Origin of the sequence: Ornithinimicrobium cavernae (assembly GCF_003121625.1) — a bacterium.
Lineage (GTDB): Bacteria > Actinomycetota > Actinomycetes > Actinomycetales > Dermatophilaceae > Ornithinicoccus > Ornithinicoccus cavernae.
This window is the reverse complement of the sequence record NZ_QDDJ01000004.1, coordinates 87,254-111,293: the sequence shown is the minus strand read 5'-3', so window position 1 is coordinate 111,293 and position 24,040 is coordinate 87,254. Positions and strand designations below refer to the sequence as shown.

Annotated in this window: 26 protein-coding genes; 11 read left to right on the top strand and 15 right to left on the bottom strand. The window is 73.0% G+C overall.

All coding sequences use genetic code 11. From position 1 onward, the window contains the following. The first annotated feature begins 50 nt into the window (after window positions 1–50). Complete coding sequence (gene rph, locus DA085_RS05420) at window positions 51–860, top strand: ribonuclease PH (protein ID WP_109471935.1); 810 nt, start codon at window positions 51–53, stop codon at window positions 858–860. A gap of 52 nt (window positions 861–912) precedes the next feature. On the opposite strand, the gene DA085_RS05415 is transcribed toward rph, so the two are convergent. The 3 genes from DA085_RS05415 to DA085_RS05405 are packed head-to-tail and all read right to left on the bottom strand — an operon-like array spanning window position 913 to window position 3,216. After that, window positions 913–1,680 carry a MerR family transcriptional regulator gene (locus tag DA085_RS05415; protein ID WP_109471934.1) on the bottom strand — a complete coding sequence of 256 codons (768 nt, stop codon included), beginning with the start codon at window positions 1,678–1,680 and terminating at the stop codon, window positions 913–915. 4 nt (window positions 1,681–1,684) lie between these two features. Beyond that, complete coding sequence (locus DA085_RS05410; protein ID WP_109471933.1) at window positions 1,685–2,446, bottom strand: ABC transporter permease; 762 nt, start codon at window positions 2,444–2,446, stop codon at window positions 1,685–1,687. Beyond that, the gene (locus DA085_RS05405; RefSeq protein WP_109472094.1) at window positions 2,443–3,216 is read right to left on the bottom strand and encodes an ABC transporter ATP-binding protein; all 774 of its coding nucleotides are present in this window, start codon (window positions 3,214–3,216) and stop codon (window positions 2,443–2,445) included. Before DA085_RS05405 ends, DA085_RS05410 begins: the two co-directional genes overlap by 4 nt. Window positions 3,217–3,274: 58 nt before the next feature. Between DA085_RS05405 and DA085_RS05400 the strand changes: the two genes are divergently transcribed. Together DA085_RS05400 and DA085_RS05395 are read left to right on the top strand one after the other, a co-directional pair. Continuing rightward, the gene (locus tag DA085_RS05400) at window positions 3,275–3,517 is read left to right on the top strand and encodes a hypothetical protein (protein ID WP_109471932.1); all 243 of its coding nucleotides are present in this window, start codon (window positions 3,275–3,277) and stop codon (window positions 3,515–3,517) included. 58 nt (window positions 3,518–3,575) lie between these two features. Further along, window positions 3,576–4,001: a CBS domain-containing protein gene (locus tag DA085_RS05395; protein ID WP_109471931.1), complete on the top strand. Its 426-nt coding sequence runs from the start codon at window positions 3,576–3,578 to the stop codon at window positions 3,999–4,001. A 16-nt stretch (window positions 4,002–4,017) separates the two neighbouring features. Here DA085_RS05395 and DA085_RS05390 read toward each other — a convergent pair whose 3' ends face one another. Next, window positions 4,018–5,853 (bottom strand): gamma-glutamyltransferase family protein, encoded by a 1,836-nt coding sequence (locus DA085_RS05390; RefSeq protein WP_154402108.1) that lies wholly within the window; start codon window positions 5,851–5,853, stop codon window positions 4,018–4,020. Window positions 5,854–5,911: 58 nt separating this feature from the next. Here DA085_RS05390 and rdgB point away from each other — a divergent pair, with 58 nt between their 5' ends. Then, entirely contained in the window at window positions 5,912–6,532 is a 621-nt protein-coding gene (rdgB, locus tag DA085_RS05385; protein WP_109471929.1) for an RdgB/HAM1 family non-canonical purine NTP pyrophosphatase, read from the top strand. On the opposite strand, the gene DA085_RS05380 is transcribed toward rdgB, so the two are convergent. The 5 genes from DA085_RS05380 to DA085_RS05360 all read right to left on the bottom strand — a co-directional run bounded on the left by DA085_RS05380 (window position 6,471) and on the right by DA085_RS05360 (window position 12,322). Then, window positions 6,471–6,845 carry a PIN domain-containing protein gene (locus DA085_RS05380; RefSeq protein WP_109471928.1) on the bottom strand — a complete coding sequence of 125 codons (375 nt, stop codon included), beginning with the start codon at window positions 6,843–6,845 and terminating at the stop codon, window positions 6,471–6,473. The genes rdgB and DA085_RS05380 overlap by 62 nt on opposite strands. Before the next feature lie 155 nt (window positions 6,846–7,000). Further along, window positions 7,001–7,687, bottom strand: a complete 687-nt coding sequence (locus DA085_RS05375) for a response regulator (protein WP_109471927.1) — start codon at window positions 7,685–7,687, stop codon at window positions 7,001–7,003. Further along, entirely contained in the window at window positions 7,684–10,236 is a 2,553-nt protein-coding gene (locus tag DA085_RS05370) for an ATP-binding protein (RefSeq protein ID WP_109471926.1), read from the bottom strand. The genes DA085_RS05375 and DA085_RS05370 overlap by 4 nt, the downstream gene beginning before the upstream one ends. Window positions 10,237–10,275: 39 nt before the next feature. Next, window positions 10,276–10,977, bottom strand: a complete 702-nt coding sequence (locus DA085_RS05365; protein ID WP_109471925.1) for a potassium channel family protein — start codon at window positions 10,975–10,977, stop codon at window positions 10,276–10,278. Beyond that, window positions 10,970–12,322 carry a TrkH family potassium uptake protein gene (locus DA085_RS05360; RefSeq protein ID WP_109471924.1) on the bottom strand — a complete coding sequence of 451 codons (1,353 nt, stop codon included), beginning with the start codon at window positions 12,320–12,322 and terminating at the stop codon, window positions 10,970–10,972. The genes DA085_RS05365 and DA085_RS05360 overlap by 8 nt, the downstream gene beginning before the upstream one ends. Window positions 12,323–12,496: 174 nt before the next feature. On the opposite strand from DA085_RS05360, the gene DA085_RS20875 reads away from it, so the two are divergent. Together DA085_RS20875 and DA085_RS05350 are read left to right on the top strand one after the other, a co-directional pair. Then, window positions 12,497–13,438, top strand: a complete 942-nt coding sequence (locus DA085_RS20875; protein ID WP_154402107.1) for a hypothetical protein — start codon at window positions 12,497–12,499, stop codon at window positions 13,436–13,438. A gap of 66 nt (window positions 13,439–13,504) precedes the next feature. Further along, the gene (locus DA085_RS05350; RefSeq protein ID WP_109471923.1) at window positions 13,505–13,789 is read left to right on the top strand and encodes a hypothetical protein; all 285 of its coding nucleotides are present in this window, start codon (window positions 13,505–13,507) and stop codon (window positions 13,787–13,789) included. Window positions 13,790–13,835: 46 nt separating this feature from the next. On the opposite strand, the gene DA085_RS05345 is transcribed toward DA085_RS05350, so the two are convergent. Both DA085_RS05345 and DA085_RS05340 read right to left on the bottom strand, forming a co-directional pair. Continuing rightward, the gene (locus tag DA085_RS05345) at window positions 13,836–14,462 is read right to left on the bottom strand and encodes a flavodoxin family protein (RefSeq protein WP_109471922.1); all 627 of its coding nucleotides are present in this window, start codon (window positions 14,460–14,462) and stop codon (window positions 13,836–13,838) included. A gap of 82 nt (window positions 14,463–14,544) precedes the next feature. Beyond that, complete coding sequence (locus DA085_RS05340; protein ID WP_154402106.1) at window positions 14,545–14,718, bottom strand: hypothetical protein; 174 nt, start codon at window positions 14,716–14,718, stop codon at window positions 14,545–14,547. A gap of 154 nt (window positions 14,719–14,872) precedes the next feature. Here DA085_RS05340 and thrC point away from each other — a divergent pair, with 154 nt between their 5' ends. Together thrC and DA085_RS05330 are read left to right on the top strand one after the other, a co-directional pair. Continuing rightward, window positions 14,873–15,946: a threonine synthase gene (gene thrC / locus DA085_RS05335; RefSeq protein WP_109471920.1), complete on the top strand. Its 1,074-nt coding sequence runs from the start codon at window positions 14,873–14,875 to the stop codon at window positions 15,944–15,946. Then, window positions 15,946–16,905 (top strand): homoserine kinase, encoded by a 960-nt coding sequence (locus DA085_RS05330; RefSeq protein ID WP_237565329.1) that lies wholly within the window; start codon window positions 15,946–15,948, stop codon window positions 16,903–16,905. Before thrC ends, DA085_RS05330 begins: the two co-directional genes overlap by 1 nt. 39 nt (window positions 16,906–16,944) lie before the next feature. On the opposite strand, the gene DA085_RS05325 is transcribed toward DA085_RS05330, so the two are convergent. After that, window positions 16,945–17,529 carry a TIGR03086 family metal-binding protein gene (locus DA085_RS05325; protein WP_161958420.1) on the bottom strand — a complete coding sequence of 195 codons (585 nt, stop codon included), beginning with the start codon at window positions 17,527–17,529 and terminating at the stop codon, window positions 16,945–16,947. A 67-nt stretch (window positions 17,530–17,596) separates the two neighbouring features. On the opposite strand from DA085_RS05325, the gene DA085_RS05320 reads away from it, so the two are divergent. Together DA085_RS05320 and DA085_RS05315 are read left to right on the top strand one after the other, a co-directional pair. Further along, window positions 17,597–18,043 carry a MarR family winged helix-turn-helix transcriptional regulator gene (locus tag DA085_RS05320; protein ID WP_161958419.1) on the top strand — a complete coding sequence of 149 codons (447 nt, stop codon included), beginning with the start codon at window positions 17,597–17,599 and terminating at the stop codon, window positions 18,041–18,043. A gap of 71 nt (window positions 18,044–18,114) precedes the next feature. After that, window positions 18,115–18,519, top strand: a complete 405-nt coding sequence (locus DA085_RS05315) for a RidA family protein (protein WP_109471917.1) — start codon at window positions 18,115–18,117, stop codon at window positions 18,517–18,519. Between the two features lie 50 nt (window positions 18,520–18,569). On the opposite strand, the gene DA085_RS05310 is transcribed toward DA085_RS05315, so the two are convergent. Next, a complete protein-coding gene (locus DA085_RS05310) occupies window positions 18,570–20,396 on the bottom strand; it encodes a gamma-glutamyltransferase family protein (protein ID WP_161958418.1) in 1,827 nt (608 codons plus the stop codon). Between the two features lie 25 nt (window positions 20,397–20,421). Continuing rightward, the gene (locus DA085_RS05305; RefSeq protein WP_109471915.1) at window positions 20,422–21,375 is read right to left on the bottom strand and encodes an ERCC4 domain-containing protein; all 954 of its coding nucleotides are present in this window, start codon (window positions 21,373–21,375) and stop codon (window positions 20,422–20,424) included. A 97-nt stretch (window positions 21,376–21,472) separates the two neighbouring features. Here DA085_RS05305 and DA085_RS05300 point away from each other — a divergent pair, with 97 nt between their 5' ends. Then, window positions 21,473–22,408 carry an alpha/beta hydrolase gene (locus DA085_RS05300; protein WP_161958417.1) on the top strand — a complete coding sequence of 312 codons (936 nt, stop codon included), beginning with the start codon at window positions 21,473–21,475 and terminating at the stop codon, window positions 22,406–22,408. A 58-nt stretch (window positions 22,409–22,466) separates the two neighbouring features. Here DA085_RS05300 and DA085_RS05295 read toward each other — a convergent pair whose 3' ends face one another. Further along, on the bottom strand, window positions 22,467–23,933 hold the full coding sequence (locus tag DA085_RS05295) for an HNH endonuclease (protein WP_109471913.1): 1,467 nt from the start codon (window positions 23,931–23,933) through the stop codon (window positions 22,467–22,469). Between the last annotated feature and the right edge of the window lie 107 nt (window positions 23,934–24,040).

Below are 24,040 nucleotides of genomic sequence, written 5' to 3'. Positions count from 1 at the left end.
CCGGGCCCCGTGGTGTCCTGCCGACCGGCACCACGCCATACCCTGTTCTTATGACGAACGCGACGGACGGACCCCGCCACGACGGACGCCAGATCGACCAGCTCCGCGAGGTGCGCATCACGCGGAACTGGCTGGACCACGCCGAGGGGAGCGTCCTGATCGAGTTCGGCCGGACCCGCGTCCTGTGCGTCGCCTCCTTCACCGCGGGCGTGCCGCGCTGGCGCAAGGGCAGCGGGCTGGGCTGGGCGACCGCGGAGTACGCCATGCTGCCGCGCGCCACCCACACCCGCAGCGACCGCGAGTCGGTCAAGGGCCGCATCGGCGGGCGCACCCACGAGATCTCCCGGCTGATCGGCCGCAGCCTGCGCGCCGTGATCGACCTCGGCGAGCTCGGCGAGAACACCATCCACCTGGACTGCGACGTCCTGCAGGCCGACGGCGGGACCCGCACGGCAGCGATCACCGGCGCCTACGTCGCCCTGGTCGACGCGGTGGAGAAGGGCCGCTCCCTCGGCCTGATCAAGCCTGACGCCGAGCCGATCACCGGCGAGGTCGCCGCGGTCAGCGTCGGTGTGGTGGAGGGCGAGCCGGTCCTCGACCTCGACTACGTCGAGGACGTCGACGCCGACACCGACATGAACGTCGTGATGACCGGCGACGGCAGGTTCGTTGAGGTGCAGGGCACCGCCGAGGGCGTGCCCTTCGACCGGGAGCTGCTCGACGCGCTGCTCGACCTGGCGGGCGAGGGCTGCGCCGAGCTGATCGCCCGGCAGTCCGCCGCCCTCGGTGGCGACGACATGGGTGGTGCCGACTCCCACGAGGCCGGCGCCGACGTGGACCAGGGGCCGCCGACCCGGTGAGCAGGGGGCCGCGGAGGATGCGTCCACTCGTCCCGGGCCGCCTCAGCCCGCTTCAGTCCTCCACTCGTCGGATGCCTGTCCACCCCGTCCAGCCGCGCTCCTCGAGCAGCTCGAGGAGCCGGGGTGCGGCGGGGAGGGCCTCGAGGAACGCCTCGTCGAGCAGGGCGATGAGCTCCTCGCTGATGTCCTCCTCGACCTCGACGTCCTCGCCGTAGGCAGTGGCCGCCTCGATGAAGGCGGCTACACGGTCGGCCAGCGCGGGCAGCCGGGCGTCGTCGGGCTCACAGTCGGCGAGTTCGGCGATGTCGAGATAGAGCCGCCGCAGCCCCTCGTCCTCGATCTGGGAGCGCTTGTGCGCCATGAGCGTCGACACCTGGTCCGGCACCTGCGCGGCCAGCAGGATCCAGCTGTCCCGTTCGAGCTCGATGAGCCGCTCGGGGAAGCCGAACTCGCGCATCCGCTCCAGATAGCTGACCACCTCCGGCGGCAGAGCCAGGCTGTCGCCGGCGGCGAGCTGGGAGATGCGCGCGCGGTGCCCCTGCAGCTCCCGGATCTCGCTGCGCAGCCTCCGGTCGATCTGCGCGACCGCCTCGGCGAAGGCGGCCTCGTCGGCGGTCAGCAGCTCCCGGACCCGCGACAGCGGCACCCCGGCACCGGCCAGGGTGCGGATCCGCACCAGCTCGGTGACCGCCGCCGCGTCATAGCGCCGGTAGCCGGAGTGGTCGCGCTCGGGCTCGGGCAGCAACCCCTTGGCGTGGTAGTGCCGGACCGCGCGCACCGTGACGCCGGCGTAGGCGGCCAGCTGGCCAATCGTCAACACGTCTCTAGTGTGCGAGCTGGCGGGCGTAGATGCGCGTCGCGACCAGGTAGGCCACCGCGAGGATGACCAGGCACCAGCCCGTCGCGAGCCAGCCGTCGGTGCCGACCGGCTGCTCGGCCAGCAGGCTCCGCAGCGTGTTCACGATCGGCGTGACCGGCTGGTGCTCGGCGAACCACCGCAACGGGCCCGGCATGCCCTCGGTCGGCACGAAGGCCGAGCTGATGAACGGCAGGAAGATCAGCGGGTAGGAGAACCCGCTCACGCCGTCCACCGAGCGGGCGGTCAGGCCCGGGATCAGCGCGAGCCAGGTCAGCGACAGGGTGAACAACGTCATGACCCCCAGCACGGCGAGCCACGCGAGCACCCCGGCCCCGGAGCGGAAGCCGATCAGCAGCGCCACCGCCAGGACCACCACCAGGGAGACCAGGTTGGCCACCACGGAGGTCAGCACGTGGCTCCACAGCACGGCGGACCGGCTGATCGGCATCGACCGGAACCGCCCCACGATGCCGCTGGACGCGTCGGTGAACAGGCGGAAGGCGGTGTAGCTGATGCCCGAGGCGACCGTGATGAGCAGGATGCCCGGCAGCAGGTAGTTGACGTAGCTCGCGTCGCCGACCTCGATCGCGCCGCCGAAGACGTAGACGAACAGCAGCAGCATCGCCACCGGCGTGATCGCGGTCGTGAGGATCGTGTCGGGGCTGCGCAGCACGTGCCGCAGGGACCGCTTGGACAGCACGACGGTGTCGTGGACGTGGGTGCTCATCGCTGGCCTCCCTGGCTGGTCTCGCCGGTCACGGCGAGGAAGATCTCCTCGAGGGTGGGCTGCTTCTCGACGTACTCCACGGTCGCCTGCGGCAGGAGCGCCTTGAGTTCGGCGAGGGTGCCCTCGACGATGACCCGGCCCTCGTGCAGGATCGCGATCCGGTCGGCCAGCTGCTCGGCCTCCTCCAGGTGCTGGGTGGTCAGCAGCACCGTCGTGCCCCGCCCGGCGAGGTCACGCACGGTGCGCCACACCTCGAGGCGCGCCTGCGGGTCGAGCCCGGTGGTCGGCTCGTCGAGGAAGAGCACGGGTGGGTCGCCGATCAGACTCATCGCGATGTCCAGTCGGCGCCGCATGCCACCGCTGTATGCCGACGCGCGCCTTCCGCCGGCATCGGCCAGTCCGAACTGGGTCAGGAGAGCGTCGGCCACCTTTCCGGGGTCGGCGACCCGGCGCAGCTCGGCGACCAGGACCAGGTTCTCCCGCCCGGTGAGCAGCTCGTCGACGGCGGCGAACTGGCCGGTGAGGCTGATCGAGCGCCGCACCTGATCCGGCTCGGTCGTCACGTCGTGGCCGTTGACGGTTGCCGTGCCGCCGTCAGCGCGCAGGAGGGTGGCCAGGATCCGCACGGTCGTGGTCTTGCCCGCGCCGTTGGAGCCCAGCAGGGCCAGGACCGACCCGGCCGGGACGCTCAGGTGCACGCCCCGCAGGACCGGTGTGTCGGCATACGACTTGGTGAGATCGGTGATCTCGATGGCTGGTGAGGTGGTCATGTCCAGCAGGGTGCAGCCCTGACCCTGCGTCAAGGTCAACTCGGCCTATTGTGTCGGGGTGGGGAAGCAGCCGAAGAAGGAAAGACTCCTGCTCGCGATCCTCGGGGGGCTCCTGGTCCTGGGCGGGTTTGCGATCAGCGCGTTCATGCTGGTCGTCAGTGTCGTCCTGACGGTGCAGGGCGAGCGGGTCGAGTGGCCGTGGATGGCAGGTGGCATCGTGGTGTTCGCCGTCATCGGGCTGGTCGGCGTGTGGGTCGTGCGACGCTCGGGCGTCCCGCTCGGCGACGCCATCAACTTCTAGCCCTCGGGACGGCGGGCGAGATCCTGCCGCCGGGGTGCGTGGAGTGCTAGCGTCGAGTATGCGTGTCGCCGACCTCCTGAAGAAGAAGGGCAGCTCCGTCGTCACCCTGCCGTCCACCGCGACGGTCGAGCAGCTCCTGGCCACCCTGGATGACCACAAGATCGGTGCCGTCGTCGTGGTCGACGACGACGCGGTCGTCGGGGTCGTCTCCGAGCGCGACGTCGTCCACCACCTCCGCGGCGGCCGGGACCAGACGAGCAGGCTGTCCGACGTGATGTCCACCGACGTCCATGCCGTGTCGGCACAGGACGACCTCGACCAGCTCGCCGCCACCATGACGGAGCAGCGGCTGCGGCACCTGCCCGTCATCGAGGAGGGCGCCCTCACGGGCATCGTCTCCATCGGCGACGTGGTCAAGGCCCGCCTGGACGCGCTCGCGGCCGAGCGTGACCACCTCGAGGACTACCTGCGCCGAGCCCCCTAGAGGGTGTGGTCGCAGGTCACGGGCGCACGCCCGGACCGCTGTCCCACGCCCCGGTCCGCCGCTGGTCGGTCGCACCGACCACCCTGCTCCGCTCGTGGTCCAGCTCGAGGGCCTGGACCGACCCGAACAGATTCCAGCGGGGGAGAGCCTCGGTCACGGCATACCCCTGCTTGCTCAGGGCCTTGGTGACCGCGCCGGGCATCTTCTCGACATAGAGGTTGCCCTCGTCGAGGTGGAAGCGGGGCGCGCTCACGGCGTCCTGCAGCGACTCCCCGTGGACCAGCCAGCGGGAGATGACACTGGCCTGGATGTTGGGGATGCGGCGCCCGCCGGAGGAGCCGACGACCAGCACCGGCCGCTGGTCGACGTCCAGGACGACGGCCGGGGTCATGTAGCTCATCGGCCGGCGCCCCGCCTCCGGCTGGTTGGCCTTGCCGCCGACCGCGAACCGGATCAGGTGGTCGTTGACGAAGAACCCGCCGACCTCCTGTCCGGAGCCCCAGAAGTTGGTGATCGTGTTGGTCATCGAGACCGTGAGGCCGTCGGCGTCCACGACGCTGATGTGCGTGGTGCTCCCCTCGGCGGGCTGCGGCGCGGCGACCTCCCCGCCCGGTGCCGGCGCGGCGACCAGCCCGGCGTTGGTCTTCTGGTGGGTCAGCTTGTCCACCGGCACGTCGACGAAGTTGGGGTCGCCCAGGTGGGTGTCCAGGGTCTTGTCGGCCACCCGCCACGCGTCGGTCAGGGTGTCGACGTATGCCGCGGAGCCGGCCTTGGTCTTCGCCAGCCCGTCGGCCTCGGCGACCTGGAGCAGCTGGACGAGCCCGACGCCGGCCAGCGCCGGCGCGGCGGCCAGCACGTAGTGGTCGCCGACCACGCCACGGACCGGAGCACGGACGTCGACCTCGTAGGCGTTCAGCCCGGCCCGGTCGATGCCGCCGACCTTGGCGAGCTGCTCGGCGATGTGGCTCCGGTAGAAGCCCCAGCGGCCGCCCCGCGCGATGGTGTCCAGGGTGTCCGCCAGCTCGGTCTGGACGAGCGGGTCGTCCCGCTCCAGGGGGCGGATGGCCTGGTTGAGGAACTGCGGGAGGTCCTTGGTCGCCTTCTGGCCCTTGGTGGTGCGCAGCTCCCGGGCGACGAAGGAGGAGGTCGGGACGCCGAACTCGGCCAGGTCGATCGAGGGTCGCAGCAGGTCCCGCCAGGGCACGGTGCCGTGGGCGCCGTGCAGCTCGGCCATGCCCGCCACGAAGCCGGGCACGCCCACGCCGCTCCTGGGCACCTTCCCGCTGGACTGGACCACCTCGCGGTAGTCGTAGGAGAGCGGCTTCGCCGGCTCGCCGTCGTCGGTGGTGCCGGGCATCGGCACGACGACCGCGACGCCACCGCCGCCCACGCCGGAGGTCAGGGGCTCGATGACGCCCATGGCGAAGGCCACGGCGATCGCCGCGTCGACGGCGTTGCCGCCCTGCTCGAGCACCCGCATCCCGATGTCGACGGCGAGCGGGTGACCTGCCGAGACGCCGTAGGCCCCGAAGGCGTGCGCCGGCTCCTCCGGCTCCGTCGGGGTGGCTGTCGCGGTGGGCGCCGGTGCCGCGGTCGCGGTGGGCTGCGGTGCGGCGGTCGCCGTGGGGGCCGCCGTGCCGCTCGTCACCCCAGCGTCGTCCCGCGGCGGCGTGCGGGTCGCTGGGGGCTCCGTCCGGGTCGTCGGCGGACCCTGCGTGACCGTGGTCGGTGACGGGCTCGGTGCGTCGTCGGCGGGGTCCCCTCCGGAGCACGCGGTCACGGCCAGGAGCACGACGGCGACGGCGGTGGCGGCCACCCGGCGACGGGGCGAGGCGTGGCGTGGCGTCTGCATCGCGCTTCACGCTACCGGCACCGGCAGGGAGTCCGGGGGCACGCCATACCCTTGGGCCATGACCGACGACAACCGCCTCGTCCTGGCCACCCGCAACGCCCACAAGGTCGAGGAGCTGCGCGACATCCTCGCCGACGTCCTCCAGCAGACCGGCCTGGAGCTCGTGCCCGTGACCGACTTCCCGGACGTCGAGGACGTCGTCGAGTCCGGGGTGACCTTCGCGGCCAACGCGATCCTCAAGGCCGAGGCCGTCACGGCGGCGACCGGCCTCCCGGCGCTCGCCGACGACTCCGGCCTGGCGGTCGACGTCCTCGGCGGGAGCCCCGGTGTGTTCTCCGCCCGCTGGTCGGGCGTCTCCGGTGACAACAAGGACCGGGCCAACAACGAGCTGCTCCTGGCCCAGCTGGGCGACGTGCCCGACGAGCACCGCGCCGCCGGCTTCGTCTGCGCGGCCGCGCTCGCCGTCCCGGGGCAGGAGACGATCGTCCGCGAGGGCACCGTGCGCGGCGTCCTCGGGCGTGAGCCGCGCGGCGCCAACGGCTTCGGCTACGACCCGCTGCTCGTGCTGCCGGACGGCCGGACGCTGGGGGAGTACTCAGCCGAGGAGAAGCACGAGATCAGCCACCGCGGCCGGGCGTTCCGCCTGCTGGCCGAGGACCTGGTCCGGGTGCTCGGCTGAGACCGGCCCGAGGAGAGGCTCCCCACGGGAGCACCGGGATCGCGAGGTCCCGGGCGTGCCCGGCCAGCGCCCGGTCCGTGGTGAGCACGGCGCCTCCCACGGACTGAGCCGCGAGGACGACACAGCAGTCGGGCATCCTGAGGCCGGTGGAGGTCCGCAGGCGGGCGAGACCTTCGACGTCGTGGCCACTCAGGGGGAGGACCTCCAGCTCGAGATCAGCCAGGTCCTCGCCGAGTGCCGCGAGAAGCTCGTCGTCACCGGCAGCGCGGACCATCACCTCGGCGAGGGTGAGGGTGGCGGTGGCCCAGGTCACCGACGCATGGTGCCCGAGCCTCGCGGTAACCCCCTCGGGAACAGCCCGCGGTATCGGTCAGTGCCCCGATCGAGGAAGGCGCGGCGCCGCTCGGCGCGCGCTTCGGGTGCCTCAGCGGACAGGCTCTGTTGTCGCCGATCTCGTCGGCGTGGTGCTCACTGGTCGCCCACCAGCCGGTAGCCGATGCCGGGCTCGGTGAGCAGGTAGCGCGGTCGTGCCGGGTCCGGCTCGAGCTTGCGGCGCAGCTGGCTGGCGTAGACGCGCAGGTAGTTGGACTCCTGGCCGTAGGCCGGCCCCCAGGCGGACCGGAGCAGCACCGGGTGCGGCACGACCTTGCCCTCGTGGCGCACGAGCTCGGCCAGCAGCCGCCACTCGGTGGGGGTGAGCCGCAGCGTGCTGCCGTCCCGGGTCGCGGTGTGGCTGGTGAAGTCGAGGGTGAAGGCCTCGGTGCGGAAGGTCGGGCTCTCGGGCAGGTCCATGCCGCCTCGGCGGATCGCCGCGCGCACCCGCGCCATGAGCTCGTCCATCCCGAACGGCTTGGCGACGTAGTCGTCGGCGCCCTCGTCGAGCGCCTCGACCTTGTCGTCGGCGTCATGCCGCGCCGACAGGACCACGACCGGGACGGTGGACCCGGCCCGCAGCTGCCGGAGCACGTCCACGCCGTCCATGTCGGGCAGCCCGAGGTCGAGGATCACCAGGTCGGGGCGGCGGGTGGCGGTGCTGTCGAGGGCGTCGGCGCCGTTGGTGACGCACTCGACCTCGTGCCCGCGGGCGCGCAGGTTGATGCGCAGGGTGCGCAGGATGGTCGGGTCGTCGTCCACGACCAGGACGTAGCCACTCACCGGACCGCCTCCCTCCGGGCCGCCGCTCCCTGGCCGGGTGCGCGGCGCGGCAGGGCCGGCAGCGCGACGACCATCGTCAGGCCGCCGCCGGGGGTCGCCTCCGGCTCCACCGTGCCCTCCATGGCCTCGGCGAGGCCGCGGGCGACGGCCAGCCCGAGGCCCACCCCGTGGCCGGGACCCTCCGGCGCGTCGCCGCGCCGCTGGAAGGGCAGGAAGATCCGGTCGAGCTCGGCGGCCGGCACGCCGGGACCGGTGTCGACGACGCGGATCTCGACCCGGTCGCGCACGGCACTGGTGACCACGCGGACCGGCGTGCCGGCCGGAGCGTGCCGCAGGGCGTTCTCCAGCAGGTTGCCGAGCACCCGGTCCAGCAGACCCGGGTCGGCCAGCACCCACCGCGCCTGCGGCCCCAGCTCCCACGGGACCCGGCCGGGGTCGGACAGGGCAGCGATGCAGCCGGGCACCACCTCACCGAGGTCGGTCGGGGCGGGGCGGGCGACCAGGGCACCCACCTGCACCCGCGACATGTCCAGCAGGTTGTTGATCAGGTGCTCGAGACGGTCGGCCGAGTCCTCGACGGCACCCATCAGCTCGGCCCGGTCCTCCGGCCCGAACTCCACGTCGGTGCTGCGCAGGCTGCCGATGGCCGCCTTGATGCCGGCCAGCGGCGTGCGCAGGTCGTGCGACACCGCGGACAGCAGGGCCGTGCGGGCCCGGTTGTCCCGGGCCAGGGCGCGCGCGGACTCCGCCTCGCGCTGCAGACCGGTGCGGCTGATGATCGCGGCCGCATGGGCGGCGTATGCCGTGAGGAGCCTCTGCTGGTCGGCCGGCAGGGGATCTCCGTCCAGCACGAGCTGGTGGGACTCGTCCACCGGCACCGCGGCGGCGTAGCGCTCGGTCGGCTCGAACCCGGGGGTGGCTGCCACGACCGTGCCCCGGCCCGGCGGCTGGGCGCCGGACGGGTCCCGCGGCGCGCGGACCAGGGCCGCCCCGTCGGCGCCGAAGGCGCGGGCCGCGGCCGCGGTGAGGATCGGGAGCTGCTCCTGGGCGCCCAGCAGGGTCTGGCTGAGCTCGGCCAGCGACGCGGTCTCCCGCTGGGCGGACAGGGCCTGCGCCGCCCGCCGCGCGCTGCGGTGCACGACGAGGGAGACCACCAGCGCGACGACGACGAACCCGACCACGGCCAGCGCCTGGATCGGGTCGGTGATGGCCAGGCTGCGCACCGGGCTGGTGAAGAACCAGTTGGTCGCCAGCGAGCAGAGCACCGCGGCAGTGAGGGCCGGCCAGATGCCGCCGACCACCGCCGTCGCGATCGTCACCAACAGGTAGATCTGCACCACCAGGGGCAGCTCGGAGGGGTCCCAGGGCAGCACGACCAGCAGGGCCGTGACCAGGGCCGGCCCGAGCACCGCCACCACGAAGCCGGTCGTCCGTCGCCAGGCGGGCAGCGCCGCGGCCGGCCCCGGGTGCCGGCGAGGGGCCTCGTGCGGGTGCGTGACGACATACACATTGAGGTCGCCGGCCCCGGCGATGACCCGCTCACCCACCCCCTGGGCCAGCGGTGGCCACCACCTGCGGCGCCGGGCCGACCCCAGCAGCACCGCGCTGGCGTTGACGCCCTCGGCGAACCGGAGCACCGACTCGGCGGCGTCGTCGCCGGTGACGACGTGGAGGGTCCCCCCGAGCTCCTCACAGAGCCGTCGCAGCGCGGCGAGGGCGTCCGGCCCGTCGCCCACCCGGTGGTCGGTCGGCGTCACGTGCACGGCGAGCAGCTCCCCGCCCGCGCCGCGTGCCGCGATCCGGGCACCCCGACGCAGCAGCATCTCGTCGGCCGAGGAGCCCGAGAGCGCGACCACGATCCGCTCGCGGGTGGCCCACGCCGACCGGATGCCGTGGTCGCGGCGGTAGCTGCTGAGGGACTCCTCGACCCGGTCGGCCAGCCACAGCAGGGCCAGCTCGCGCAGCGCCGTGAGGTTGCCCACCCGGTAGTAGTCGGCGAGCTCGGCGTCGACGCGCTCGGCCGGGACGATGTTGCCGTGGGCCAGCCGTCGGCGTAGCGCCTGCGGGGTCATGTCGACCAGCTCGACCTGCCCGGCGCGGCGGACGATCTCGTCGGGCACGGTGTCCGGCTCGACGCTCCCGGTGATCGACTCGACCACGTCGGCCAGGGACTCCAGGTGCTGGATGTTCACGGTGGCGACCACGTCGATGCCGGCCGCCAGCAGCTCCTCGACGTCCTGCCAGCGACGGGCGTGCCGGGAGCCCGGCGGGTTGCGGTGGGCCAGGTCGTCCACGAGCACCACCTGCGGCCGCCGGCGCAGCACCGCCGTCAGGTCCAGCTCGGGGGCGGCACCGTCACGACCGGGGACCGACAGGTCGGGCAGGCCGTGCAGGTGCTTCGCCGTGCCTGCCCGGCCACGGGCGTCGGCGACCCCGATCACGACATCGCTGCCGCGTGACCTGCGCCGCTCACCCTCGGCGAGCAGCGAGACCGTCTTGCCCACGCCGGGTGCGGCGCCCAGATAGATGCGCAACTCGCCCCGCTCCATACCGTTGATTGTGCTCCACCGCTGGCCGGGGGAGCCGTTTCACCCCGCGCGTCGTGCGCGTGGGGCCTCGATCGTGCTGAGCCCGCTGAACCGCTCGACGTCGGCTGTCGTGCCGGAGACGACCATCTCGTCACCCTGCTCGACCTGCGTCTCCGGGAGCGCGTAGTCGAAGTCGGTCCCGGCCCGCTTGACGCCCACGACCGTGATCCGGTGCCGCGAGCGGACACCGGCCTCGGCCAGGGTGCGTCCCCACGTCTCAGGCGGGGCGAAGGTGCGGGCGATGGCGAAGCCGTCCTCGAACTCGATGTAGTCGTTCATGCCGCCGCTGACCATGTGGGCGACCCGCTGACCCATCGTGAACTCGGGGTAGATGACGTGGTGGGCACCGATGCTGCTCAGGATCTTGCCGTGCTTGCGGGTGATGGCCTTGGCCCAGATCTCGCGCACGCCGGCCTCGACCAGGGTGATCGTGGTGAGCACGCTGGCCTCGATGTCACTGCCGATCGCGACGACGGCACGGTCGAACTGCTCGACGCCCAGCTGGCGCATCGCGACCCCGTCGGTCCCGTCCGCCTGGACGGTGTGAGTGAAGTCGCTGGCGAACCGTTGGACGTGCTCCAGGTCCTCGTCGACGGCCATCACCTCGATGCCCTGGTTGACCAGGGACTCGGCGACGGCAGAGCCGAACCGACCCAGACCGACGATCAGGACGACGGGTTTGGTGGTGTGCTTCCTAGCCAACAACGGGACGCTCCTCGGGGTAGTGGTACTTGGGTTGGGTGGTGCGCACGGCCAGGGCCGCGGCGACGGTGATCGTGCCGACACGACCGACGAACATCAGGATCATCAGGACGATCTGTGCGGTCGCGGGCAGTCCGGCGGTGATGCCGGTGGACAGGCCGACGGTGGCGAAGGCGGAGACCACCTCGAACGACACGTCGACGACCGGGAGTCCGGTCAGGGCGGTGAGCAGCAGGGTGCTGCCCAGGACGAGCGCGGCGGCCAGGGCACTGACGGCCAGGGCCTGGCGCAGGACGACTGCGGGGAGCTGACGCGAGCCGACCGTGACGTCGGAGCGGCCGCGGACCTCCGCCACCACGGCGAACACCAGGACCAGCAGGGTCGTGATCTTGATGCCGCCCGCGGTGCCGGCGCTGCCACCGCCGACGAACATCAGCAGCGTCGTCACGAGCTTGGTCTCGTCGCCGACGGCGCCGTAGTCGACGCTGTTGAAGCCGACGGTGCGGGGGAACACCGAGCCGGCGACCGCGCCGAGCGCCTGGCCGCCCACGGACGAGGACGCCAGCACCCCGCTGCGCCCCTCGAACGCCCAGAACAGGACGGCGCCGAGCACGAGCAGGACGGCGGTGCCCCACAGGGTCATCGTCGTGTGCAGCGACAGCTGCCGGGGGCGGGCGTTGGTGGTGCGTCGGCGCCACCTCGTGGCCAGCTCGCGCAGCACGGGGAAGCCGAGCCCGCCGAGCACGACGGCGACGCAGACCGAGAGGATCACCACCGGGTCGGTGGCGAACCCGACCAGGTTGTCGGTGAACAGGGAGAACCCGGCGTTGTTGAACGCCGACCCGGCGTGGAAGAAGCCCAGCCACCAGGAGCTGCCCCAGCCGTTCCCGTACTGGTGGAACCTGGCCGCCAGGACGCAGGTCACCACGGCCTCGACGGCCAGCAGCACGACGACCATCTGCGTCAGCACCCGCCGGACGTCGCCGACCGCGGTGGTGTGCGTCTCCGCCTGCGCGACCAGCCGGGTCCGCAGGCCCAGGTGACCGCGGACCACGATGGTCAGCATCGTGGCCAGCGCCATGACACCGAGCCCCCCGATGTGGATGAGCGTCAGGATGACGGCCTGTCCGAAGGGGCTCCAGTAGGTCGCGGTGTCGACGGTGATCAGCCCGGTCACGCAGACGGCCGAGACAGTCGTGAAGGCGGCGACCAGGAGGTCCGGGTCGGAGCCCTCGCTGCGCGAGACCGGCAGCAGGAGCAGTCCCGTGCCGGTGGCCACGGCGCCGCCGTAGCCCAGGGTGACCAGGCGGGCCGGGTGCCAGCCGCGGGTCGTGGGTTGTGTCACGCCTCCCAGGACAACCCTCCACTGAGGCCTGGGGTGCCGTCATGATGCGGCGCTGACGGACCTTGACGCGATCTTGACACGGCCTCGCTCCGGTGGTGTCAAGATCGCGTCAAGGCAGCCAAAGACCGCGTCACCAGCGCCGTGAGGGACAGGCGACGGTGGTGTCGTGGAGACATGAAGCTTCTCGGCGCACGGCCGGGCGCCAGGCGCGCCGGCTCCCACGGCACCGGCACCGGCAGCAACGGCACCGGCAGCAACGGCACCAGCTCGAACGGCACCAGCTCGAACGGCACCAGCTCGAACGGCAGCGGCAGCCCGGTGCCCACCGGAGTCCGGGCGGCGCCCACCGGCCCCGTGGCGGCGCTCGTTGCCGTGGTGGTCACCGGCTCCCTGCTGGTCAGCCCGTTCCCCACAGCGGCGGTCGCGACGACTGCCAGCTGGCTCGCCGCCCTCGCGGCGCTCGCCCTGGTCGGCACGGTCCGACCGGAGCACCGTCGCCCGACGGGTGCCGACGGGGCGGCCTGGTGGCCGACCACGCTGCGCGCCGTGCTCACCGGCCTGATCCTCACGCTCGCGGTGCTCGGGGCGAGCCGCTCCCTGCTGCAGGGCTCGTGGATGACCCTCGTGGCCTCCGCGGTGCTCGTCGCCGCCGTGGTGCCGTGGTGGCTGCGTCAGACCGAGCACGGCTCGCCCGCCGAGGAACGGCTCCCCGACACCGGCGACGACGCGGAGACGGAGGCGCGCATCCGGCTCTGGCAGAGCCGGCGCCGGGTCGACGCGGCGACCTTCGCGACCACGGTGGGCCTGACGGGAGTCCTCGTCGTCACAGCGCTCCTGGTCGTGATGGGTGAGGACGTCGGGGCGCAGGGGTCCGCACCGCTCGCCACGCCGCTGCCCGCCGGGTGGGGGTGTGAGGTGACCAGCGCGACCTTCGCGCCCGTGGCTGCCACGGTGAGCGCCCTGGGTGGACTCGCGGCCACACTGGCCGCGGCGCTCTCGGCGCACGTGCGGCCGACGCCCGCCGCCGACGTGCGCCACCTCGCCGCGTGGTGCGTGCTCGGCGTGGTCCTGGCATCCGGGGCCACGGCGGGCCTGGGGGCGTGGTGGCTCTGCTGAGCGGCCGCGGCGGTGAGAGCATGAGGCGGTCCTGCGCACCAGCTCCCGCCCGCGAGAGGGGTCACCGTGCCGCCACGAGACCGCCCGGTCCGCTACCCCCGCAACGGGGCCGGCGACGCGGCGCTCACGGCCGGCGTGCTCGCGGTCCTGTGCGCGGTGGTGCCCATCATCGGTGACTACCTGGCGCTGCCGGTGGCGGCGCTCGCGGTCGTGCTGGGCAGCATCGGCTTCGTCCGGGCCGACCGCGGCACGGCCACGAACCCGTGGAAGGCCCTCACGGGTGGGCTGCTCGGCGTCCTCGCGGTGTTCATCGTCCTCATCGCCCAGGCCGCCAGCGGAGCCTTCGGGTGACGCCATCCCGGCCCAGGCAGGGGAAGGGCCGCCGACCCACCCCGGCTCAGGCCGGTGGATAGGCCGCCGAGCGCAGCACCCGGGCCAGGTGGGCGGCGTTGGCCGCCACCGTGGCCGTGGTCGTGGCGGTGACCTCGGGCGTCTCGTCCAGGTCCTTGTAGTCGGTGCCGTGCATGGCCTCGCCGTTCCAGTAGGTCACGCCCTGGGCGGGGATGGTGAAGCCCATGTCGTTCAGGCCCTGGAACGCCGAGGCGGTGATGGCGTGGGCGCCGTCCTCGTTGCCGACGACACACACGGCAGCGACCTTGCCGAAGGTCAGCGGCTGCCCCTTGTCGTTGCTGAACGAGAGCTCCGCGTCGAGGCGCTCCAGGACCCGCTGCGCGACGCTGGACATGTTGCCCAGCCAGGTCGGCGTGGCGAGAACCAGGATGTCGGCGGCGAGCATCCGCTCGCGCAGGGCCGGCCAGGCGTCCCCCTCACCCATGTCGGCCTCGACGCCGGGGCGGACGTCGTGGTCCACCACGCGGACGAGGTCGCCGGTGACACCGTGCTCGGCCAGCTTGTCGAGCAGCTGCTGCGCCAGCAGGTCGGTGCTGGACTCCGCAGGCGAGGGCTTGAGCGAGCAGGTGAGAGCCAGGGCGGTCAGTGGGGCGTCAGCGGTCTCGGAGGTCATCTCCCCTCGCTACCACAGGGGCCGGCCACGTGCACTCGCCCGCGGCACCCACCCGGTCACCGGGCAGGCCGGTCCGACAGGGTCAGGGCAGGCGGTCCCCGGGTGCGTGCTGCTGGGGTGAGGGCCGCCGGTCCCCCGGGGCGTTCGGCCGGGGGGAGGCCTGCGGGTGCTGGGCCGCCTTCTTCTGCTGGCGGCGCCGCCACCACTGGTAGCCGGCGAACGCCAGGGGTGCGAGACGGATAAGGGAACGCCACATGGTCTGCCTCCTGCGTCGGGTCTCCAGCCTCTCCCGATCGCGGTCTGCGCACAACCGGATCGGGGACGTGGTCACAGGCGGCCCCGAGCCTTAGTAGTCTCACGTGCGGGTCCTCGACCAACCCGGCCCACCGGCATACCCGAAAGGTTCTCCCATGGCTCACCAGTGGCGCGGCGTGATCACCGAGTATGCCGACCGGTTGCCCGACTCGATCACCGGCACCGTGGTCACCCTGCGCGAGGGCGGCACGCCGCTCATCCCGGCCGAGCACCTGTCCGAGCGGGTCGGGGCGCAGGTCCACCTGAAGTACGAGGGGCTCAACCCCACCGGCTCGTTCAAGGACCGGGGCATGACGGCGGCCATCTCGGAGGCCGCCGGCCGCGGCGCCAAGGCCGTGATCTGCGCGAGCACCGGCAACACGAGCGCGTCGGCCGCGGCCTACGCCACCAAGGCCGGGATGACGTGCGGCGTGCTCGTGCCCGAGGGCAAGATCGCCATGGGCAAGCTGAGCCAGGCCATCGCGCACGGCGCCACGCTGCTGCAGGTGGACGGCAACTTCGACGACTGCCTGACGCTGGCGCGCAAGCTGGCCGAGGCGTATCCGGTCGAGCTGGTCAACTCGGTCAACCCGGCGCGCATCGAGGGGCAGAAGACCGCCGCGTTCGAGGTCGTCGACGCCCTCGGGGACGCCCCCGACATCCACTGCCTGCCGGTCGGCAACGCCGGCAACATCACGGCCTACTGGAAGGGCTACGGCGAGTACGCCGACGACGGCCCGGCCACGCACCGGCCCGCGATGTGGGGCTTCCAGGCCGCCGGCGCCGCGCCGATCGTGCTCGGCCACCCGGTCGACCAGCCGGAGACCATCGCCACGGCGATCCGCATCGGCAACCCCGCCTCGTGGCAGCAGGCCGAGGCCGCGCGCGACGAGTCCGGCGGCACGATCGACAAGGTCAGCGACGAGGAGATCCTCATCGCCCACCGGCTGCTGTCCGCCCGTGAGGGCGTCTTCGTCGAGCCGGCCTCGGCCGCCTCGGTCGCCGGCCTGCTGAAGATGGCGGACGCGGGCCTGGTCCCGGCCGGCGCCACCATCGTGTGCACCGTCACGGGGCACGGGCTGAAGGACCCGCAGTGGGCGCTGCGCGGCCTCGACGGCGCAGAGACGGAGCCGACCCGCGTGCCGGTCGACGCCGTGTCCGCGGCCCGCGCGCTGGGCCTGCAGGACTGATGCTGCGGGCGGGGGACCGGGTCGCCGTCAGTGTCCCGGCGAGCTCGGCCAACCTGGGGCCGGGTTTCGATGCGGTCGGCCTCGGGCTGGGTCTGCGCGACGAGTATGCCGTGCACGTCACCTCTGGGCCCGGGCTCGTCGTCGAGCCGCTCGGCGAGGGGGTCGAGGAGCTGCCGGTCGACGAGACGCACCTGGTGGCCCGGGCCCTGCGCACGGCGCTCGAGGCGTGTGGTCTGGGCTGGACCGAGGAGCTGGCTGAGGAGGGGCTCGGGCTGCACCTGCAGTGCCGCAACGCGATCCCCATGTCCGCCGGCCTCGGGTCCTCGGCGGCGGCGCTCGTGGGCGGGCTGGCCCTGGGGTTCGCGTTGGCTAGAGGCGGGTCGCTGACCGAGGCGGACCTCGTCCTGGTCAACACGCACGCCGGTGTGGCCGAGGGGCACCCGGACAACTCCTCGGCGAGCGTCTACGGCGGGATGACCGTGTCGTGGATGCCCTCGCCGACGACCGTCCGCACGGCGCGGCTCACCGTCCACGAGGGGATCGAGCCGCTCGTCCTGCTGCCGCAGAGCACGCGGCTGTCGACCAGCACCGCGCGCGGTGTCCTGCCCGCCGTCGTGCCGCGGGCGGACGCGGTCCAGCAGGCGGCGCGGGCCGCGCTGCTGACCCACGCCATGACCGCGGACCCGACCCTCCTGCTGGACGCCACGCAGGACTGGTTGCACCAGGAGCAGCGTCGCGGGGTCTATCCGGAGTCGATGGGCGTGGTGGACGAGCTGCGCTCGCTGGGGCACGCCGCAATGGTCTCCGGTGCCGGGCCTGCAGTGCTCGTGCTCGCGCGTGCCGCGGTGGCCGAGGCGGTCGTCGCCGAGGTGCGGTCGTGGGGGAGGACCTGGCGGGTGCTGCGGCCCGGTGTGGCGACGACCGGAGTGCAGGTCGAGGCGTCGGACCCGCACCACTGAGGGCCTGGGTGCCGGTCGGCGGGGGACAGGTGCGCCGGGTCAGGACTGCGGGTCGCGGCCGAGCATGGTGAGCGCCCGCTCCCACGCGGAGGAGGCGGGCGGCTCCGGAAGGGCCGGGGCGAAGGCCGCCCCGAAGCGGCGGCGCGACGCGTTGTCCGGCACGGTCTCGGCGACCCGCAGCACGGCGTCGGCGATCTCGCGCGTGGGGACGTAGCTGAGGTCGAGGGTGCGGGCGACGTCCCAGGTGTGCACCGCGGTGTCGAGCAGCTGCGCGCCGATGACCTGGGAGAGGGGGAGCTGCTTCGTGGGGTGCAGCTCCACCTCCAGGATGGTGGCGTGCGGGTCCGCCTGGGCGAAGGCCTGCAGGAGCCCGTAGGCGGAGTCGAGCCAGCGTCCGTGGGTGAACCGTTCCGACCGGTAGGCGGTCCTGGGTGCCGTGCCGTCCCGGACTGCCAGGGCGAAGCCACGGTTCTGCCCGACCATGTGCCCCAGCAACGTGGCGAGGTCCCAGCCCCGGCACGGTGTGGCGCGCGGCAGGTCCTCCTCCTTGATCCAGCTCACGTAGGTGGTTGCCGTGTGGATCGACTCTGCGTGCAGCGAGAGGAGATCTGTGGTGGTGATCATGAGAAAAAGATAATCACTAAGTAGTGATGATTGCAATAGGTGGCGCATCAGGCTAGGTTGGGCGACCGTGACCGACCGTCGTGACCTGCTGGGACAGCTGCTCGCCTTCACCAAGGAGCTGCGGCGCACCGAGGACGCTGCCGCGGCGGAGCACGGCCTCAACATGTGGCAGTACGCCGTGCTCTCGGTCGTCGAAGCCCGCCCCGGGATCAACCAGGCCGAGGCGGCGAGCCTGCTGGACTACAGCCGCAACCGGATCGTCGCGGACCTTGACACCCTCGAGGAGCGTGGCCTGCTGGTGCGTGAGCGCGGCGCCGACCGCAGGTCCAACGCCCTGCAGCCGACGGCGGCCGGCACGGCACTGATGCGGCAGGTCCGGGCCGGGATCCACCGCGGGGAGGATGCGCTGCTGGCCACGCTGTCCGCTGAGGAGCGTGCCGACCTGGACCGGGTGGCGGGCAGGGTCGCCCGGCTGATGCGGGAGCGACGGGAGGCGTCCGGTCCCTCGTCGTGAGGCCGGCCTGCTGACAGGATGCTGGGACAGCCGCGACGCACCGTCACCGGCACCGACCGAACGGAGCCCCCATGTCCGACAAGCCAGCTCGTGAGCTGCTGAGTCCGCCGGACCTGCACCCGACACCCGGCTTCAGCCACGTCGCGATCGCCGAGGGCAGCCGGGTCGCCTATGTCGCGGGCCAGACCGCCCTCGCACCGGACTTCTCGGTGATCGGCGGTGAGGACCTGCGGGCCCAGACCGTCGCCGCGATGCGCAACCTGGAGGTCGTGCTGCAGGCGATCGACGCCTCCTGGGACCAGGTCGTGCGGCGGACGATCTACACCACGCAGCCCCAGGAGTTCGCGACCATCACCTCCGGCATCGAGGAGGTCCAGGGGTCGCAGGAGCACCCGGCCCAGACCATCGTGGGGATCACCGGTCTGGCCGTGCCCGGTCTCCTCATCGAGATCGAGGTGACGGTCGTCCTGGGCTGAGGACGGCAGGCCCAGCCCGGCATTCCCCGCAGCCGTGGGCCCGGCCGGCGCTAGCCTCCGCCGTCCGCCGAACGACGCGCCCACGCACCGGTGCGCCGGTCGTCCACCGCGCCCACCAGCCGGCCGGACCGGTGGTCGAGCTCCAGGGCCTGGACCGAGCCGAAAAGGCTCCAGGACAACGGAACCGGTGTGACGGCATACCCCTGACTGGTCAGGTCCTCGACGGTGGTGGCCGGGAGGTCCTCGACGCGCAGCAGGTCACCCTCGAGATGGGCGCGGGGGGCGTCGACGGCCGCCTGCAGGTCCTGCCCGTGCAGCGCCCAGCGCGCGATGACGCCGGCCTGGATGTTCGGGATCCGCTTGCCGCCCGGCGAGCCGACGACCAGCACCGGCCGCTGCCGGTCGTCCAGCACGACCGCCGGGGCCATGTAGCTCACCGGCCGCCGCCCCGCCTCGGGCTGGTTGGCGTCGGTGCGCCCGGTGCTGGCGAACCGGATGAGGTGGTTGTTGACGAAGAACCCGCCGACCACCTGCCCGGAGCCCCAGAAGTAGGTGATCGTGTTGGTCATCGCCACGGTGAGCCCGTCGGCGTCGACCACGCTGAGGTGCGTGGTGTTGCCCGGGGCGGGACGGCCTGCCGGTATGCCGTGGGGCCCGGGGCCGTGCACCGGTCCGGCAAGACCCACGGCCCGGGACCGGGCGAGGGCGGCGTTGGCACGCGGGTCGGTCAGCTCGTCGGTGGGGACGTCGGTGAAGCGCGGGCCCCCGAGGACGGTCTCGATGGAGTCGTCGGCGACCTGCCAGGCGTCGGCGAGCGTGTCGATGGAGGCGGCCGACCCGGGCTCGGTGTCGGTGAGCCCCGCGGCCTCGGCGACCTGGAGCAGCTGGATCAGCGCGGCCCCGGACAGCGCCGGTGCGGCGGCGAGCACCTCGTAGTCCCCGACGGGGCCGCGAGGTGGCTGGCGGACGTCGACCTCGTAGGCCGCCAGGCCCTCGGCGTCGATGCCGTCGATCGCGGTGAGCTGCCCGGCCAGGTCGCCCTCGGAGAAGCTGCGCGGCTCCTCGGCGATCGCCTCGAGGGTCCGGGCGAGGTCGGGCTGGACGAGCAGGTCGCCCTCGGCCAGCGGGGTGCCGTCGTCCGTCGTGAACTGCGGCAGCGATCCGGTCGCGGCACGACCCGCGTCCGTGCGCAGCTCCTGGGCGACGAACCAGGAGACCGGCACGCCCTCCCGTGCCTGCCGGATCGCCGGGGCGAGGAGCTGCTCCCAGGGCAGCTGACCGTGCTCGGCGTGCAGGTGTGCCATCCCCGCGACGAAACCCGGGATCCCGGTCCCGTTGTCCGGCACCCTGCCGGAGGCCTGCACGACCTCGCGGTAGTCGTAGGCCACCGGCGCCTCCGGCGACCCGGGCGCGGTGCTGCCGGGCATGGGCACGACGAGCGCGGCACCCCCGCCTCCGGGACCCGACGTCAGCGGCTCGATCACGGCCATCGAGAACGCGGTCGCGATCGCGGCGTCGACCGCGTTGCCACCGTCCTCCAGCACGACCATGCCGGCCTCGACCGCCAGGGGATGGCCTGCGGCGACGCCGTAGTCGCCGAAGGCGTGCTCGGGCGCGGAGGTCGGCGGGTCGGTCGGCGTCTGCGGGCCGGTGGGGGTCTGCGGGTCCGTCTGGCTCGGGGTTCCGCTGACCGGTGCGGTCGGCTCACCCGGGGCCGCCGTGCCGGGTGGCGGTGGCGGTGTGGCTGTCGCGCTCGCGGTCCCTGGTGGCTGGCCGGAGGTGCTGCCGGGCGGGTCGTCCTGGTCGCCCGAGCACGCGGTCAGGACGAGCAGGGCCGCCAGCACTGACGCGATCAGGCCGCGGTGCGATGGGGTCATCGAGCCCTCCCGGCACCGGTGTCGTTCACTGGTTCCGCCGGGCAAAGGCCTCCACGACCTGGCGAGGGATGCGCCCACGGTGCGACACGGCATACCCCTGGGTGAGAGCCCACTCCCGCACCTGGGCGGGGGAGGGTTGGGCCGCGGAGGGCAGGGCCGAGGCCTCGGTGTCCACATGGGTGCTCTCGTCGTGGTGGACGAGCGCGGCGGCGAGGAAGCGGTAGGTCCACTCCTGCGCCAGCGCCCGGGTCTCGCAGAAGACGATCGGCACCGACGGGAAGCGCGCCTGGCACTCACCGAGGGCGTCGGCCACCACGGCGGGCCGGACCCGGTCGAGCTTGAAGACAGAGGAGTAGCGGTCCTCGACCACGACCGCGGCCGCGGGCAGCGCGGCCAGGTCTGCCAGCACATAGCGCATCCTGCCGCTGGTCAGCGTGCCGACGAGATCCTGCAGCGACTTGCGCTCGACGGAGGCGAGCAGGCGGTCGCCGGCGACGACGCCGTAGTCGCCCGCGTGGAGCGCCCGGCGGGTCGTGGTCGCCTGCTGGTGCTCGAACTTCCACGCGTAGCGCTCGTGGCTGTCCACCACGATCTCCAGCTGGGACACCCCCGAACCGCGCGCGGTCGGCAGCGCCACGGCGGGTCGGGCCTGCTTGGCGGTGCGCGAGGTCTGCCAGAAGATCGCCTCCCGCCCGCCGCGGATCCGGGTGAGCACGAACTGCGACCGGTTCTCCCGCCCGCGGTCCAGCACCAGGTCGATGCTCGCGCCGCGGCGCACGCAGGACCGCACCGGCGTCTGCTCGAGGACCTCCGGCTCAAGCGGCCACCCGACGGCCCGGTGGCAGTAGACCTTGCCGGTGCGCGGCCACATCTCCTTGGCCTTCAGGACGATGCCGTCCGGCCCGAGCGGGATCCGCAACAGGTAGGGCAGCGTCGTGCCCTCCTCCGGGTTGCGGGCGATGACGAAGTCCTCGGGCACGTGACCAGCGTACGGGCGAGCGGGTAGGGGGTGATCCTGGCAGGTCCCTGCGCCATGATGGCGTGACGGGGACGGGCGACACCACGAGGAGATGGCGATGGCGGACGCACAACCGACGCTCAGCCTGGAAGCCACCCAGCTTCTGGCTGAGGCGCCGCCGCGAGCTGAGCGACCCGAGCTGAGCGTCGAGGAGAACAGGCAGGCCCTGCTGAGGTCCAGCCAGGCGTTCGGTCCGGGGGCGCGGCTGTGGTCCGTTCGGGATGCCGAGGTCGCCGGCCGTGCCGGGCCCATCCCGGTGAGGGTCTACCGTCCCGCGCCAGATCCTCGGGGGGTGCTGGTGTTCGCGCACGGGGGTGGCTGGGCGCTGGGGAACCTGGAGACCCACGATGTCCTGTGTCGCGACCTCGCGGACCTGGTCGGGTGCGCTGTGGTCGCCGTGGACTACCGCCAGCCGCCGGAGCGCCGGTTCCCGGCGGCTGTCCACGATGTTGTTGACGTCGTCCGCCTGGTGCTCGATGACGAGGCCGAGCTGGGGCTGGGCGGCCTGCCGGTTGCGGTGGCCGGCGACAGTGCTGGCGGCAACCTGGTCGCCGTTGCCGCTCAGCAGCTGCGGGGGCACCCGCGACTCGTGCACCAGCTGCTCCTGGTCCCGGCGCTGGACACGCGACCTGCGGAGTGGCCGAGCTACGCGGACTTCTCCGCCGGCATGCCACTCACGCGCAGGGACATGGAGTGGTACTGGCAGCAGTATCTGCCGCCCGCGGTGGACAACGCCGACCCCGAGGTCTCGCCGTTCCGGTGTGCCGACCTGACCGGGCTGCCGCCAGCGACCATCATCACCGCCGAGTGTGATGTCCTGCGCGACGAGGGCGAGGCGTACGCCGTGCGGTTGCGGGAGGCCGGGGTGCCCGCGGACGTGCGGCGGTGCGAGGGGATGTTCCACACCTTCATGCTCTTCGGACGGCGGCTCTCAGCGGCCCGGGAGGCGCAGGCGTTCGCAGCCGAGCGTCTGCAGCAGGCCTTCGCCGACTGACGCGTGAGCAGGAGGACCTCATCGACGGACGCGCGAGCAGGAGCTCTCGCGACTGACGTCAGGCGGGGATGAGGCTGCTGAGGAAGTGCTCGAGCGGGCTGTCACCGCTCGGCCTCGGCCCTCGCGGGGCCGCGCCGGACGAGTGGGGCGTGTCCCTCGGCACCCGCTGACTGGGGGCTCGTGGCTGTCGCGCCGGTGGTCGGGCGAGCGTGAGTCCCAGCGTGGGCAGGACCGGTGGCGCGTGCGACTCATAGGTGTGGCCGGTCGGTGTGGTGACCCGCACGACGTGGGCGCCCTCGCCGGACTCGACGGTCTCGTGGCGCCAGCCCGGCGCCTCCTTGTCGTAGTTGCAGGCCTCGCACGTGCCCTGCCCGTTGTCCTCGGTGGTCGTGCCGCCGCGGGCGAAAGGGAGGATGTGGTCGGCGTGCCGGACCGGAGCGTCGCACCAGGGTGTCCGGCAGACCTGGTCGCGCGCGACGAGGAAGCGGCGCAGCGCGCCGGTGAAGAGGCGGCGGCGGGAGTCCTGGCTGGTCAGCACTCCGGTGACGGGATCGGCATACAGCCGGCGCAACCAGACCACGGCCTCGGTCGCGGCTCTCCTGAGGGCTCCGGCGTCGGTGGGGTCCTCGGGCTCCTCGGTGGTGCCGTCGCGCCTGCCGCGGAGCAGGTCCCGCGCCATCGGCGCCGGCAGTGGCCCGAAGTGCTCCAGGCGCGCCGCGGTCTCGTCCAGCCCCAGGAGCGCGGTGTCGGTCATCACCAGACCGAGCTCGATGTCCACGTCGTCAGCGGGCTTCTTGCCGGTGAGCCGCTCGGCGAACAGGTCGGCCCGCAGCTGGTCCAGGGTGCGTTCGTCGCCGGCGGCCCTGAGGGACCGGGCCGCGTCGTCCAGCGCCTTGTAGCAGGCCACGCCCTGGGCAACGGGCAGGAAGCCGGTGACGATGGACATGACCTCGGGTGCGGGCCGGACACTGACGCGTCGGTGCGTGGCGGCCTTGCGGCCCTGGTTGACGAAGGAGTAGGGGTCCAGCTCGTAGGCCATCGCCCGGGCCGCGGCCACGAGCTTCTTGTGCGAGTCGACCGGCAGCCGCTCGGACAGCCGGGCGTCGACGACCTCACGGTGCTCGCGGGCCAGGCAGGCGGTCTCCCGCACCAGCTCCATCGCGGTCCACTCGCCGATCCAGCCCTCCGTCATCGCGGCGTGGGTGTGCGGCATCTCGTGGACCACCGCCCGGGCGAATCCGAGGTGCCGGCCACCGGCATACGTCGACTCCCGACGTGCCAGGCCGATCTGCTGACGGATGCCCTTGTCCGCCCGCTCGGGGGCCGCGCCGTCGGCGATGGCCTGCTCGCGCAGGGCGGAGGCGGCGACCACGGTCGCCCGTGCTTGCGCGGCGCAGGCGGCGTTCTTGGCCAGCTCGAGAGCGGTGATGACCTCGCACAGGGCCGCGGGGGAGGTCTGTTGGAGCTGGTCCAGGTCAGCCGTCGCGAGCAGCGCCGTGAACTCGGCGATGTCCGTGGCCTCCATGACCCCTCCTCCCCGGGCGAACGCACCCCGTTGCGTGTGCCGACGGGACAACAATAGCACACCTGTTCGAAGAGCGGAAGAGGTTGTCCACACGCGCCCGGATCAGG